Consider the following 14,217-nt stretch of genomic DNA (forward strand, 5'->3'; position numbering starts at 1 on the left):
GCTTTCCAAAGAATGGAGGGAGCCGTACAGGCGGCTGAGCTCAGGCATCGCGTCATTTCAAACAATGTGGCCAACGCTGAAACGCCGCATTTCAAGAGGACAGAGGTACTTTTTGAAGAACTGCTGGAGCAATCGATGGGGGGCAATAGTCTCAATCGTTTTGCAGGCAGAACGACCGATTCCAGGCATATCCCGATTGGTATCGGGGGTTCTAACGTGCCAACTGCTAAAGTGGTAACCGATGAAACGACTTCTATGACGAACAGTGAAAACAATGTCGACATTGAACGCGAAATGTCGTTATTGGCGAAAAACCAATTGAGTTACAATTTTTATATCCAACAAATTAACCATGACGTCTCCATGATGCGAACTGCGATAGAAGGGAGAGGGTAGAGAGTGAAGCTTTCGACAGGATTTGATATTAATGCTTCTGCATTAACGGCACAGCGGTTGCGGATGGACGTTATTTCGTCAAATATCGCAAACGCTGAAACGACGCGTGCAAATTTCGTGAATGGTAAGTTCGAGCCGTACAAACGCAAGATGGTTGTCATGGAGCCTGTGAAGCAATCGTTCTCCAGCGTCCTTTCCCAACAAATGGGCAGCAATAGCTCCGTTGGACAAGGCGTGAAGGTGACCGAAATCAAAGAAGATCAGACACCGACCAAACTCGTGTATAATCCTACGCATCCAGACGCCGACGAAAACGGTTATGTACAAATGCCAAACGTTGACGTGATGAAAGAAATGGTCGATTTAATTGCGGCAACTCGTAACTATGATGCAAACATAACAGCAATAAACGCTTCGAAGGCCATGTTTGTCAAAGCGCTTGAAATTGGCAGGTAAGCAATGGAGTGAATTGAACTAGAATGGAGGGGTACTGATGATACAACCGATGTCGCTAAGCCAGATTCAACCGACGAAGCTAATCGAGACTAAATCGTTTAACAAGGCGACTCCGGCGGAGATGACACAATCGTTCGGCGAATACTTAAAAACGGCGATTGAAAATGTTAGTGCGCAGGAAAAAAATGTACATAAGCTTAACGATCAATATTTAGTCGGTCAGGTGGATGTGACGAAAGTCCTGATCGCTTCGGAACAAGCGCAGCTTAGTTTGCAGCTAACCTCGCAAATCCGCAATAAAGTAGTCGAAGCATACCAAGAAATGATGCGGATGCAAATTTAGCATGAGGACGTTCCTAGCATAGCATTTGGGTGAGGTGACAATGTGAACGAGAGAATCGCCCAATATCGAGGCAGACTTACGCAGTTTTGGGGCCAGATGGGCAGAAAACAAAAAATATGGTTGGGGGCATCCATTGGAGGGTTGTTAGTAACTATTATTTTGTTAACAATCGTGTTCACTAGAACGGAATACGAGATTGCTTTTCAAAATTTGGATACAACCGATGCAGCGGCAATCATGAATCATTTGGATGGCAGTGGGATTCCTTACGAACTTAGCGCGAACGGCAAAAGCATTTCAGTGCCAAGCGCGGTGGCATCCAGAGTTAAAGTTGATGTTGGTTCACAAGGACTTGTTCAAAATGGTTCGATCGGCTTCGAAGCGTTCAACGCTAGCTCGAGCGCTTTCGGCACAACGGACAACGAATTCAATGTGAAGTACTTGAACGCATTAAACGGTGAAGTACAGCAGTTGCTTAACGGCATGCAAGGTGTGAATTCATCAAACGTGCTCATTAATTTGCCGGAGGAAAGCGTGTTTCTGTCTGCTGAAGAAGCGAAGAAAGCTTCAGCGTCCATCATGCTTAACTTTGCGTCAGGTTATCGCCCAAGCCAAAAAGAAATCGATGGCTACTATAACTTGGTGAAAACAGCTGTTCCGAACCTTGCTATGGAAGATATTACAATATCGAGCCCGCAAGGCGAGCTCGCATCGTCTGAAGTTGACGGCGCGCTTGTCGGAAATACGGACGTCGTTGAACAACAGTTCCAAATCCAGCGCAAATACGAATCGGAATTAAAGAAGAACATTCAACAATTTCTAGGTCCGATGGTCGGATCGAACAATCTTGTCATTAGCGTAGCKAGCACGATGAACTTCGATAAGAAATATTCGGAGGAAAATCTCGTTAGACCGCTTGAAGGCAACAATAACAACGGAATTATTCTGAGTGAAGAATCGAATAACAGCTCGTCTACGGGTGGTTCTTCGCAAGCCGGCGGAGTCACGGGAACAGGTGAAACCGATGTTCCTGGCTATGATGCTGCGAGCTCTGGCGAAAGTACTTCGGAGAGTAGTTCCAAGGCGACAAATTATGAATTTGATCGAATCAAAAATCAGATCGAGTCCGCTCCGTTTCTTGTAAAGGACCTTACTATTAGTATCGGCGTCGAACAAGGAAAACTGAATGACGAATCGAATCAAGCGGTAAAAACTTATTTGACGGCGCTTGTAAGAGCACAACTAGCCGATTCGGGTCAAGATGTTACTAATGACGAACTAATGGGCAAAAAGGTTTCGGTAATCGCACAAACTTTTGCAGAAGGTGCTTCTGCGAGCCAATCAAGCGGATTATCACTCGGCTGGGCTATTGGAATCGGTGCTGCGGCACTTGCATTAATCGGCGGTCTTGTCGTAATGCTCGTTCGCAGACGCAAACAAAGTGTTGTTGAAGAAATTGATATGGCTTCGCCTCCTAAAGTGGAATATCCAACGCTTGATTTTGATAGTGTCAATGGTGACAGTCAAGCCCGTAAAAATCTTGAAACACTTGCCAAACGGAAGCCGGATGAATTCGTCAACCTTCTTCGTACTTGGCTAGTGGATGAATAGAGGTGCTTTAATTGTCCAAAGCGATGCAAGGTTTGTCAGGCCGGCAGAAAGCGGCCATCCTGCTCATTACGCTCGGTCCCGAAGTATCGGCTCAAATATTCAAGCACTTGCGCGATGAGGAAATCGAGCAGCTGACGCTTGAAATTGCGAATGTTCGGAAGGTAGACAGTATAGACAGAGAAACGATTCTTAGCGAATTTCATCAAATATGTTTGGCTCAAGAATATATATCGCAAGGCGGTATCGGCTACGCGAAAGATATTTTGGAAAAGGCGCTTGGCGAACAGAAGGCGCTTGATGTTATCAATCGCTTGACGGCAACGCTTCAAGTTAGACCATTCGACTTTGCTCGTAAAGCCGAGCCTACTCAAATATTAAACTTTATTCAGAACGAGAACTCGCAGACCATTGCACTAGTGCTTTCGTATTTGCAATCCGAGCAATCGTCACATATTCTGTCATCTTTGCCTCAAGAGAAGCAAGCTGATGTAGCAAGAAGAATTGCTCTAATGGACAGTACGTCTCCTGAAGTTATTTCGCAGGTTGAACGCGTATTGGAACAGAAGCTGTCTTCAACGGTAACTCAAGACTACACAAATGCCGGCGGTATCGATTCGATCGTTCAGATTCTGAACGGCGTAGACCGCGGAACGGAACGTACGATTCTCGATTCGCTGGAGATCCAAGATCCGGAACTGGCTGAAGAAATCAAAAAACGCATGTTCGTATTCGAAGATATCGTCAATATCGACAACCGTTCGATTCAGCGTATCATTCGCGATATCGAGAGCACCGATCTTCAATTGGCGCTCAAGGTGGCGAGCGAAGAAGTTCGCGAAGTTATCTTCCGCAATATGTCCAAGCGTATGGCCGAGACATTCAAAGAAGAAATGGAGTTCATGGGTCCTGTAAGGCTTCGCGACGTCGAAGAAGCTCAGACTCGTATCGTTGCAACGATTCGCAGGCTAGAAGAATCGGGCGAGATCATTATCTCGCGCGGCGGAGGAGACGATATCATTGTCTAATTTGATAAAATCTTCGAGCGTCATTTCGGTAGAACAATTAAAGCATCTGCAATGGATGAATCCATATGCTCCAGAAGTGCCTGAGACGGAAGAACATCAAAACAGCGAACCGGTACCCGACGAGGAGTTAATAACGCTTCGAGATCAAATTCTCTCGGATGCGCAAATTTTCGCTGAAGACCGACTGCGCGAAGCATCGCAGCAAAGTGAGCAATTACTTCAGGAGACCGAACAGCAGATTGAAACATGGTGGCTTCTCAAGCGTTCCGAAGATGAAGCGACATCGGAAGCATCTAGACAACAAGGCTACGCACAAGGTTACTCGGAAGGCGCAGAACAAGCCGAGGCAGAGCTTCGTGAACATTGGGAACATAAGCTCGAAGAGGCATCTGCTATTCTGAAAGGCTCTTATGATATGAGAGAGCAGATCATTCAGGAAGCGGAACCGTTCCTAGTTGAATTAAGCTGCGCGATTGCAGAGAAAATTATCGGAATGCAATTGTCGGCTGCACCGGAAATGGCAATTGAGCTCATTCGCAAATCGTTATCGAGACGCAGAGAGCTAGGCGTCATTACGTTATGTGTGTCCCCTGGACAGCTTGCTTTCGTACAAGCAGCAAGGGAAGAACTGCATTATTCAATCGATTCGCAAGCCGAGCTCCAGATTTTGCCGGATTCTACCGTTAAAGATTTTGGATGCGTGATCCGTTCGGCTTACGGCAGCATCGATGCTCGAATCGATACGCAGCTAGCCGAGATCAAAAAAGAGTTAATACAGCTTGCGCATCATAGCAACGAAGAGCGAGGCCATACGCATGGAAACGATTAAGCTTGACGTTCTCAAGTATATCGAACATTTGCAACCGCTCGATCCGATCAGGGTCAACGGAAAAGTTACCCAGGTAATCGGGCTTACTGTTGAATCAGAAGGTCCGGATGCAAGTATCGGCGACGTTTGCTACATTTATCCGTCCAAAGGGGCGAAGCCTCTCAAAGCGGAGGTTGTCGGTTTCCGGGATAACAAAGTTATTCTTATGCCGCTAGGCGATCTTCATTCGATTAGCGCTGGTTGCGATGTCGTTGGAACGGGCAAGCCATTAACGGTTCAAGTCGGATCCGAATTGCTAGGCAAAGTGCTTGACGGTTTAGGAAATCCGCTCGATGGATCGTTTCTCCCAAGCCGTATGCAACAATACTCGACTCATAACGAGCCAAGCAATCCGCTTATGCGTCCTCGGGTTGAACACCCGCTGGGCATTGGCGTACGCGCGATTGATGGTTTGCTTACCGTAGGCAACGGCCAAAGGGTCGGCATTTTCGCAGGCTCTGGCGTAGGCAAGAGTACGCTGCTCGGTATGATCGCCCGCAACACATCGGCTGATGTGAACGTCATCGCCCTGATCGGTGAACGTGGCCGCGAGGTTCTCGAATTTATTGAGAAGGATCTTGGTCCAGAAGGCTTAGCACGCTCGGTTGTCATCGTAGCTACGTCCGATCAGCCGGCACTTATTCGGATGAAGGGCGCGTTAATCGCTACTTCCATCGCAGAATATTTCCGTGATCGCGGACTAAACGTGATGCTTATGATGGATTCCGTTACACGATATGCGATGGCGCTTCGTGAAGTTGGACTAGCCATCGGCGAACCGCCAGCGACAAGAGGGTATACGCCATCCGTATTTGCTGCGTTGCCTAAGCTGCTAGAGAGAGCGGGCACTGGTCCGACAGGCTCGATCACTGCCTTCTATACCGTTTTAGTAGACGGTGACGATATGAACGAACCGATAGCCGACGCAGTGCGCGGTATTCTGGATGGTCATATCGTACTTAGCAGGGCGCTTGCTCATAAGGGACATTTTCCGGCAATTGATATATTGGCTTCCGTCAGTCGTGTCATGAAAGAAATTGTAACGGAAGAGCAGCAAGACGCGGCGAATGTGCTAAAAAAATACCTTGCTGTATATAAAGATTCGGAAGACCTGATCAATATTGGGGCGTATCAGCGAGGAACAAATGAAGAAATTGATAGGGCCATCCAATACATGGATGAAATCCAAAGCTACACAAGGCAAAAAACGAATGAGAAGGTAACCCTTGAGGAAGCCCAGCAACGATTAATTACTGATTTCTATAGGAGCTGATCTGCTAAGTGGCGGCATTTCGTTATTYGTTCCAGAAGATCGTTGATTTAAAGTCTAGCGAGAAGACGCAAGCGGAATGGATATTGTCCGCGGCGGTCGGAGCGCTTGCTGTGGAAGAGCAGTCGCTTGAGCAACTGCACATGTCCAAGCGGGAATGGGAGATTAAGCTGATCGAAGCTTCTCAGACCGCGGTTTCCTTAATGGAGCTTCAAGTCATGCAGCAGTACTTGGATCACTTGGTCACTTGTATCCAAAACAAGATGGCGGATGTTCTCCAAGCGAAGAAAAAGGTTGAGCATCGAAGAGGATTGCTTACGGAGAAGATGAAAGACGAGAAAGTATGGCTAAAAGCCAAGGATCACGCTTTTGACCGGTTTCGCAGCGCCCTGCAGGTGAAGGAGCAGAACGAACTGGATGAGATGGCAACCGTCCGTTTCATGATATCAACCCCGTAACGTGATCTGTGACGCTGGCTAGAGGGAGTGAATGATTTGGCGGGTGCGGATGCAGAGAAGCAAAGTTATAGCGCGATCGAACGGTTCATGTTTTTTACGACACCGATTCTATTCGCAATTGTCATGCTGGTTGTACTGCTAATCCTGTTTAACAGTGATATACGGAATAAAGCGCTGGAAGTCGGCAATTCGGTTCCTTTCCTTAAAGAAGTACTTCCGGAACCGAAAGCTGAAGCAGGGTCTGCTTCAAACGATGAACAGTTGAAGACGGACAATATGTCCAAGAAGATCGCCGATCTGCAAGCTGAGCTTACAACGAAGGAACAGGAACTGGCGGCTGCCGTAGAGTCCAAGACCGCGCAAGAGCAGCAGATCAAAGATCTTGAAGGCGAGATTGCTCAGTTGAAACGCTCGAACGAGGAACAGCTCGTAGAGGATGAACAGTATCAGGCGAAAGTGCTTGAGCTGTCGAACATGTTCTCGACCATCTCCCCGAGTAAAGCAGCGCCAATCATGCAGAGCATGACGCTTGAAGAGATGGTGCTTATCTTTAGCTCCATGCGTCCTGACGATCGCGTTCGGATTATGGAGAAGATGAATCCTCAGACGGCTGCTGATGCGGCAATCAAGCTGAAGGATGTTGGTACGGCGAAAGATTTGCAGATCGCTGCACTTCAATCGCAAGTGGATGAGCTGAAGTCGAAGACGACGAAGCCGGCTTCCTCCATGCTGGACGAGGAACAGCTAAGCGCAACGTTTACTTCGATGAATGCGAAAAGCGCTGCCGAATTGTTGATTAAGATGGTTGATGTCAGTCCTAGTAAAGCACTTCGGATATTGAATCTTGTAGATAATACGACACGTTCGGCAATATTAGCGGAAATGTCAGCCATTAATGAGTCGACAACGGCACAGCTGGTAACGAAGCTCATGAGCGGCAACTGATTTTTCACAGCATCCTTTTAGATCCTATCATGGAGAGGAGGTGAGAAAAATGGAAATGGTTATTCCGCAGGCAGTGAACGTTCAATCGCAAGCAGGAACATCGGCAGGTCAGAATCAAACTTCAAGCGTGACGAATGCTGCTGGAGGCTCAAGCGCCGGTGGCAGCTTTCAGAAAGCGCTCGTTCAGCAAATCGGAGGCAACGCATCGCAAGCTGCTGGATCAGCCAAACCAATCGTTCAGATTGTTGGCGGTACGCAGACAGTGACAGTAGGCAATGAGAATGTAGACAGCTTAACGCTACTATCGGATCTGATGTCATTGATTGACGGCTTGCTAGAGAAGCTGAAAGATGAGGATGGGAACATCGAGCCCGCTGCTGAACTTGAGGACAACTTGACGGAGCTTGAGTCGGCGTTAGATCAATTAAACGCATTGCTCGCGATGTTGGGCGCACCGATCGTAATGGTGAATCAACCTGCGGCAAACTTGCAAGCGAACAATGAAGAATCAACGGACATTGGCATTAACGGGAATGCAGCTATGATCAAGAACAGCCTGCAGGATGCGTTATTGCAGCTGCAAGCTCTCATGTCGCAAGGTGATCTGAAGCGTGTTAATCAGCAAGAGCCAACGACGTTAGTTAGTCAACAGCTTCAAGCATTGGCAGCGTTGCTTCAGGACGATTCGGATTCTCAAATCAAGCAGGAAACGAAGTCGGATTCCGCTTCGAATTCATTGTTTACGGCTGTATCTTCACCGAAGTCAGAAACGAGCACGCTACTGCAGCGATTATCTCAACAAGCGTTGCATCCTTCTTATGTTGCTGCAGCAGCTGCGCAATCTTCTGAGAATACGGTTGATTCAGAAGCAGGACAACAAGCAGCGGCCGAACAAACACCGTTTGCGCCTGTGACGACAGCAAATGCTGAGCAAGCGAAACATACAGCTCCGCTTATTGCGAAGAATGCGCCTATCCAGTATGTAGTTGCTGAAGAATTCGCCGAAACGATGACTGGACTTGTCGTTCAAAAGTTCGACGTTACATCGGCAGACGGCGTATCGGAGGCGAAGCTGCTTTTATTCCCTGAGCATATGGGGCAAGTAGACGTTCGTATCTCGATGCAAAACGGACAGCTGACAGCAATCTTCCATACAGATACGGCAGTAGCAAAAGATATGCTGGACAACCAGTTAGCCCAATTAAGAACGGCGCTGCAAGCGCAAGGATTAGTTGTCGATAAGCTGGAAGTATCCCAAGGCGGAGCGTCCTCGCAATTGTTCGGCCAACATAACAGCCAAGGAAATGGGCAACAGGCATCTGGCAACCGGCAATCCTCGAAAGGTAACGGCGATGGATCAGCAGATGCGGCCTTCGAGAACGAGATCGTTGAGCAGGTAACGATTCAAGGACTTGGATACGGCAGAGCAATTAATGTGAAGGCATAGCGCTTAGCGGCGACAATGAGAAGAAACGGAGGTGATTAGAAATGGCAGACAGCGTTTCCTCCAAAGTAGTTTGGCCCAATTACAGTACAGATAATGTTCAGAAAGCGGCTGAGAAAAAGACGGATACGTTAGGCAAAGATCAGTTTCTAAGTATCCTAGTTACTCAGCTTCGCAATCAAGACCCGATGCAGCCTATGCAAGACAAAGATTTCATCGCTCAAATGGCWCAATTCACATCGGTTGAGCAGATGGTGAACATGGCAGCTGAAGTGTCCAAGCTTCGTCAAAGCATCGGTTCCGCTTCTAGTCTAATCGGCAAAACGATCGAATGGAACGAGTATGACGAAGCAGGAACGATTATTCCTGTTAGCGGCGTCGTGGATTCGATCGTCTCGAAAGATGGCATTTTGTACGCAACCGCGGGTGAAAAGTCGGTCGCATTAGATTACGTGCTTGGCATTAAAGAAACGAGCGCCTCGGAATCTAGCGAGGAGGCTGAAGCATAATGAGTGACACGATGAAGATCGGCCATTTGTTTCCGGTCAAGAGCACTCCGCTTGTCCCAAGCAAAACCGCGGCATCACGCGGATCGCAATCAACGGAATTCCGCGACATGCTCGATGCGAAGGTGCTTAAGTTCAGCCATCATGCGGAATTGCGCATGCAGCAGCGCGGCATTAAGCTTCAACCCGAATCATTAACGAAGATTATGAATGCCGTCGAAGATGCAGCGTCCAAAGGTGCGAAAGATTCTTTGATCGTTTTCCGAGACATTGCGATGATCGTCAACGTTCCAAGTCGCACAGTCGTAACAGCACTGGACGGCGGTCAGATGCAGAGCAACGTATTTACTCAGATCGATAGCGCTGTAATTATTCAATAAGGCTGGACCTAATAGGAGGCCTCGAGCCGCCGACCGATTGAAGCGGCTTGCAGCAGCTAGCTATCGAATTGAAAAAACTTTTAGGAGGAATAACGAACAATGCTAAGATCGATGTACTCCGGCGTATCCGGTATGCGCGGTTTCCAAACAAAGCTCGATGTAATCGGTAATAATATCGCGAACGTGAACACAGTCGGCTTCAAAGCAGGTCGCGTCATGTTCAAAGATATTTTGAGCCAAACGGTTGCTGGCGTTACAGCACCAGAGGAAGGCGTCCGCGGCGGCGTCAACGCGAAGCAGATTGGCCTCGGCGTATCGATCGGTTCGATCGATACCGTTCATACGGCAGGCAGCGCAATGACGACGAACCAGCCGACAGACTTGCGTATCGACGGTGACGGTTTCTTCGTGGTTAGAGCTAACGACGACGCTGAAATGCTGCTGACTCGGGCAGGCAACTTCACACTGGACGCGAACAGACAGCTCGTAACGGCTGACGGTTACTTCGTACTTTCCGTGGACCAAGAGCCAATCGTCCTTGATCCGGAGGTAACGGCATTCTCCATTGGTCAAGACGGAACGGTTATGACGGTTACGGCTGACGGTACGGTTCCTGGACCGCAAATCGCTGTAGCTAAAGTCATCAATCCTAGCGGACTTGAGAAGCTTGGCGGCAATATGTACCGGATGACGGCAAATGCGAATCCGGAGGCTTCCATTGAAGACTATCTGACATTCGCAGGCGATCCTGAGTTTGGAACAGGCTCGATCATTGCAGGTCAGCTTGAAATGTCGAACGTGGACTTAACTGCTGAGTTCACAGAAATGATCGTTGCGCAACGCGGCTTCCAAGCCAACTCGCGAATCATTACGACATCCGACGAGATTTTGCAAGAGGTTGTTAACTTAAAACGATAATTTAAGTCTTAACCGGCGGGAGGCGGCGTAAGGCGTCTCCCCTAGGTGTGAGGGGGTAACTGATGATTACCGTAACGCGTTTGAACGGCACAAAAGTTATAATTAATGYGCTCTTAATTGAAGTGATCGAGGAGTCGGCTGATACAGTTATCACGCTTACGACTGGCAAGAAGATGGTCGTAAAAGAAAAGTCATCTGACCTGATACTGCTTAATCAGCAATTTCTTCGGACGATCGGCCTCATTGCGACGGCTCAGAAGAGTGAACAAACGGAGGGTCCTTCGACATGAAAAAGATGATGCCATGGTTGATTACGATTTTGCTGTCCATTACGCTTATCGCCATCGTAGCTGTAATTCTGTTCAAATCATTTTTGACTGATACAGATGCGGAGGCTGCCAACAAGCCAGTGGAAGTGAAAGTTTTGTCCGCCACTGAGCGCGTAGAGGTTACTTCCGAACTGAAAGATTTCCGACGGAATCTGCTCGACCCAGAATATGTGGTCATACTAAGCTTTGCTTTCCAACTGGATAGCAAAAAGGCGAAAGAAGATTTTGACAAGATCATGGAAATTGAAGTGCGTCCGATTATTAACCGCGCGGTTGCGGATATGACGGCGGAAGAGCTGAGCGGCTCGAAGGGCGAAGACGCGCTGGAATCGAAGCTTCTTAACTTGATTAATCCTATTCTCGTCAAAGGCAAGCTTGTTAAGGTCGAGATTACCAACTTTACAATCGCAGAAATTTAAAGGTTAAGGCCGACATTCCTCGAAGGAGGTGAGAAAATTGGTTGATGTTTTATCGCAGAACGAAATAGATGCGCTGCTCGCTGCCTTGTCCTCAGGGGAAATGGATGCAGAGGATTTAAAGAAGGAAGATACGTCACGAAAAGTCAGTGTTTACAACTTCAAGCGCGCCACTCGTTTTTCGAAGGATCATATTCGGAGTTTGACTCGCATACACGAAAACTTCGCGCGATATTTGACAACCTATTTCTCRGCGCAACTTCGCACTTTTGTTCAAATTAACGTCGTTCACGTAGACCAATTGCCGTATGACGAATTTATTCGATCCATACCGAAAATGACGATTCTGAACATATTTGAAGCGGAGCCGCTGGAAGGGCGGATGGTGCTTGAGGTTCATCCCAATGTTGCCTACGCTATGCTCGACAGAATGTTAGGCGGCCAAGGCTCGGCGCCTTCCAAGATCAACAACTTGACTGAAATCGAAACAATGATTATGGAAAAAATCTTCAGCAAGACATTAGAAAGCTTGCAGGAAGCTTGGAGAACAATCATTGATATTTCGCCGAGCATGGAAGCCTTAGAGACAAATCCGCAGTTCATGCAGATTGTCTCGCCGAATGAGACGATCGCACTCATCTCTTTCAGCACGAAGATCGGCGATACAACGGGAATGATCAATCTTTGTATTCCTCATGTCGTCATCGAACCGATTATGCAAAGACTGTCCGTCCACCACTGGTTTGTATCGCAGAAGAAAGCGCGCGCCCCAGAGGAATACGAAATACTTGAACAACGGGTACATAGGGCGAAGCTTCCGATCGTTGCAGAACTTGGCGAATCTTCGATATCGATTAGCGAATTTCTAGGTTTGAATATCGGTGACGTTATTACATTAAATAAGCCGATTGAGGATGGACTCAAAATAAAAGTTGGAGATAAGCTTAAGTTCATCGGCAGTCCGGGTTCGGTTAAGGATCGGATTGCGATACAGGTGGACGAGGTTCTCAGCGAAGGAGTGGAAGAAGAATATGACGAGTAAAGACTATTTATCGCAAGAGGAAATCGATGCATTGCTTCGTCAATCCTCTAATGAGCCTGAATCAGCGCAGTCGACCGAACAAGCCGAACTATTGGAAGATTTCCTGTCGTCCTTGGAACAGGATGCGCTTGGCGAGATCGGTAACATTACGTTCGGAAGCGCGGCAACAGCTCTATCTACGCTCCTAGGCAAAAAAGTCGATATTACGACACCTCAAGTTACATTGGTTAGACGCGATGAACTTGGAGATATCTTTCCGAAGCCGCATGTGGCCGTAAGCGTGCAATATGTAGATGGCTTCCAAGGGATCAACTCCCTAGTCATTAAGACGAAGGATGCGCAAGTCATTGCCGACTTAATGTTAGGCGGCGAAGGCGAAGTATCGATCGAGGAGCTTAATGAGATTCATATAAGCGCCGTACAAGAAGCGATGAATCAAATGATGGGCTCGTCTGCGACTTCGATGTCAACGATCTTTAACCGCTTCGTCAACATATCGCCTCCAGGCATCGACATTCTGGATGTGAACAATGGTGACGGTTTAGGACATTTGCCTCCTGTCGACGTATTTATCAAAATCTCGTTCCGCTTAACGATTGGTGAGCTTATCGATTCGACGATCATGCAACTGTTGCCGGTATCGTTCGCTAAGCAGATGGTTTCTACGCTTATGGGCGGCAGCTTCGATGATGAGGTTGCTCCAGCTCCGACGCCAGCACCATCACCAGCGCCAGCGCCTGCGCAAGCACCTGCTGCGGCTTCACCGGCGGCAGTCGAGCAAACGGCAGCTTATCAGGAAGTTGCGGCAGCTCAGATGTATGCGATGCCTCCACAGACGCAACCAGGCATGCCTTATGGGGCGCCGGCAGCTGGATATGATATGCCAATGCAGCCCCCTGGACCGCATACATATGGACATCAAGCAGCAAATCGCAATGTCAATGTACAACCTGTTCAATTTGCTAATTTTGGCGGAGGTGCGTTCGTTCAACCTGATTCGACAAACCTCAATTTACTTCTCGACATACCGCTTAAGGTCACTGTAGAATTAGGAAGAACCCAAAAGCAAATTAAGGATATTCTTGAGTTGTCGCAAGGCTCCATTATCGAGCTGGACAAGCTGGCGGGCGAGCCGGTCGACATCCTCGTGAATAACAAACTGATCGCCAAAGGCGAGGTTGTCGTCATTGACGAAAACTTTGGCGTCCGCGTAACGGATATCGTAAGCCAATGGGACCGCATTCAAAAATTACAGTAACATCCTGGGAGGAAGAAAAAGATGGCAAACCGCATTCTTATCGTAGACGACGCAGCTTTTATGCGAATGATGATTCGCGACATTTTATCGAAGAACGGCTACGAAGTCGTCGGCGAAGCACCAGACGGCGCGCAGGCGGTTGAGAAGTATAAGGAATTGAAGCCTGACCTGACTACAATGGACATTACGATGCCTGAGATGGACGGCATCTCCGCATTGAAAGAAATCAAGAAGCTGGATGGCAACGCTAAAGTTATTATGTGTTCCGCTATGGGTCAACAAGCGATGGTTATCGATGCGATTCAAGCAGGCGCTAAAGACTTTATCGTGAAGCCATTCCAAGCGGACCGCGTTATCGAAGCGATCAAGAAGACGCTCGGATAAAGGTAACGCCATGGCTAACTTAATCTCGCGCGTCTCGATCGCATCTGCGCTTGGGACGGCGCTAATGCCAGGGCTCGCTTCGGCGGCGCAAGAAACGGTTGACAATGCGACTAATGATGAGCAGATGGTCTTCACGGGATCGGACAGTCTTGCGGGCAGCTTCGTATG

18 protein-coding genes are annotated in these 14,217 nt (G+C 48.0%); all 18 read left to right on the forward strand.

Annotated features, from left to right (window positions below):
• A partial coding sequence (gene flgB / locus AB4Z33_RS28460) for a flagellar basal body rod protein FlgB (protein WP_442053140.1) occupies positions 1 to 396 on the forward strand: 396 nt, incomplete at its 5' end.
• Between the two features lie 3 nt (positions 397 to 399).
• Entirely contained in the window at positions 400 to 852 is a 453-nt protein-coding gene (flgC, locus tag AB4Z33_RS28465; RefSeq protein WP_442053141.1) for a flagellar basal body rod protein FlgC, read from the forward strand.
• Between the two features lie 37 nt (positions 853 to 889).
• Positions 890 to 1,195, forward strand: coding sequence for a flagellar hook-basal body complex protein FliE (fliE, locus tag AB4Z33_RS28470; protein ID WP_442053142.1), 306 nt, complete (start codon positions 890 to 892; stop codon positions 1,193 to 1,195).
• Positions 1,196 to 1,237: 42 nt separating this feature from the next.
• Positions 1,238 to 2,806 (forward strand): flagellar basal-body MS-ring/collar protein FliF, encoded by a 1,569-nt coding sequence (gene fliF / locus AB4Z33_RS28475; RefSeq protein WP_442053143.1) that lies wholly within the window; start codon positions 1,238 to 1,240, stop codon positions 2,804 to 2,806.
• A gap of 23 nt (positions 2,807 to 2,829) precedes the next feature.
• Positions 2,830 to 3,831 (forward strand): flagellar motor switch protein FliG, encoded by a 1,002-nt coding sequence (gene fliG, locus AB4Z33_RS28480; RefSeq protein ID WP_442053156.1) that lies wholly within the window; start codon positions 2,830 to 2,832, stop codon positions 3,829 to 3,831.
• Positions 3,824 to 4,660 (forward strand): FliH/SctL family protein, encoded by an 837-nt coding sequence (locus AB4Z33_RS28485; RefSeq protein WP_442053144.1) that lies wholly within the window; start codon positions 3,824 to 3,826, stop codon positions 4,658 to 4,660. Before fliG ends, AB4Z33_RS28485 begins: the two co-directional genes overlap by 8 nt.
• The gene (gene fliI, locus AB4Z33_RS28490) at positions 4,647 to 5,972 is read left to right on the forward strand and encodes a flagellar protein export ATPase FliI (RefSeq protein WP_442053145.1); all 1,326 of its coding nucleotides are present in this window, start codon (positions 4,647 to 4,649) and stop codon (positions 5,970 to 5,972) included. The genes AB4Z33_RS28485 and fliI overlap by 14 nt, the downstream gene beginning before the upstream one ends.
• An 8-nt stretch (positions 5,973 to 5,980) precedes the next feature.
• Positions 5,981 to 6,427 carry a flagellar export protein FliJ gene (gene fliJ, locus AB4Z33_RS28495; protein WP_442053146.1) on the forward strand — a complete coding sequence of 149 codons (447 nt, stop codon included), beginning with the start codon at positions 5,981 to 5,983 and terminating at the stop codon, positions 6,425 to 6,427.
• 27 nt (positions 6,428 to 6,454) lie between these two features.
• Positions 6,455 to 7,372, forward strand: coding sequence for a MotE family protein (locus AB4Z33_RS28500; RefSeq protein WP_442053147.1), 918 nt, complete (start codon positions 6,455 to 6,457; stop codon positions 7,370 to 7,372).
• 49 nt (positions 7,373 to 7,421) lie between these two features.
• On the forward strand, positions 7,422 to 8,819 hold the full coding sequence (locus AB4Z33_RS28505; protein WP_442053148.1) for a flagellar hook-length control protein FliK: 1,398 nt from the start codon (positions 7,422 to 7,424) through the stop codon (positions 8,817 to 8,819).
• A 41-nt stretch (positions 8,820 to 8,860) separates the two neighbouring features.
• Positions 8,861 to 9,325 carry a flagellar hook capping FlgD N-terminal domain-containing protein gene (locus AB4Z33_RS28510; RefSeq protein ID WP_442053149.1) on the forward strand — a complete coding sequence of 155 codons (465 nt, stop codon included), beginning with the start codon at positions 8,861 to 8,863 and terminating at the stop codon, positions 9,323 to 9,325.
• On the forward strand, positions 9,325 to 9,702 hold the full coding sequence (locus AB4Z33_RS28515) for a TIGR02530 family flagellar biosynthesis protein (RefSeq protein WP_442053150.1): 378 nt from the start codon (positions 9,325 to 9,327) through the stop codon (positions 9,700 to 9,702). The genes AB4Z33_RS28510 and AB4Z33_RS28515 overlap by 1 nt, the downstream gene beginning before the upstream one ends.
• Positions 9,703 to 9,801: 99 nt before the next feature.
• Positions 9,802 to 10,620 (forward strand): flagellar basal body rod protein FlgG, encoded by an 819-nt coding sequence (gene flgG, locus AB4Z33_RS28520; protein ID WP_442053151.1) that lies wholly within the window; start codon positions 9,802 to 9,804, stop codon positions 10,618 to 10,620.
• A 62-nt stretch (positions 10,621 to 10,682) separates the two neighbouring features.
• Complete coding sequence (locus AB4Z33_RS28525) at positions 10,683 to 10,910, forward strand: flagellar FlbD family protein (RefSeq protein WP_442053152.1); 228 nt, start codon at positions 10,683 to 10,685, stop codon at positions 10,908 to 10,910.
• Positions 10,907 to 11,368 (forward strand): flagellar basal body-associated FliL family protein, encoded by a 462-nt coding sequence (locus AB4Z33_RS28530; RefSeq protein WP_442053153.1) that lies wholly within the window; start codon positions 10,907 to 10,909, stop codon positions 11,366 to 11,368. The genes AB4Z33_RS28525 and AB4Z33_RS28530 overlap by 4 nt, the downstream gene beginning before the upstream one ends.
• Positions 11,369 to 11,405: 37 nt before the next feature.
• Positions 11,406 to 12,407: a flagellar motor switch protein FliM gene (gene fliM / locus AB4Z33_RS28535; protein ID WP_442053154.1), complete on the forward strand. Its 1,002-nt coding sequence runs from the start codon at positions 11,406 to 11,408 to the stop codon at positions 12,405 to 12,407.
• A complete protein-coding gene (gene fliY / locus AB4Z33_RS28540) occupies positions 12,397 to 13,665 on the forward strand; it encodes a flagellar motor switch phosphatase FliY (RefSeq protein ID WP_442053155.1) in 1,269 nt (422 codons plus the stop codon). Before fliM ends, fliY begins: the two co-directional genes overlap by 11 nt.
• Positions 13,666 to 13,686: 21 nt before the next feature.
• Positions 13,687 to 14,049, forward strand: coding sequence for a response regulator (locus AB4Z33_RS28545; protein WP_235233882.1), 363 nt, complete (start codon positions 13,687 to 13,689; stop codon positions 14,047 to 14,049).
• The last annotated feature ends 168 nt before the right edge of the window (positions 14,050 to 14,217 follow it).

Source organism: Paenibacillus sp. 2TAB19, assembly GCF_052115185.1.
Taxonomy (GTDB): domain Bacteria; phylum Bacillota; class Bacilli; order Paenibacillales; family Paenibacillaceae; genus Pristimantibacillus.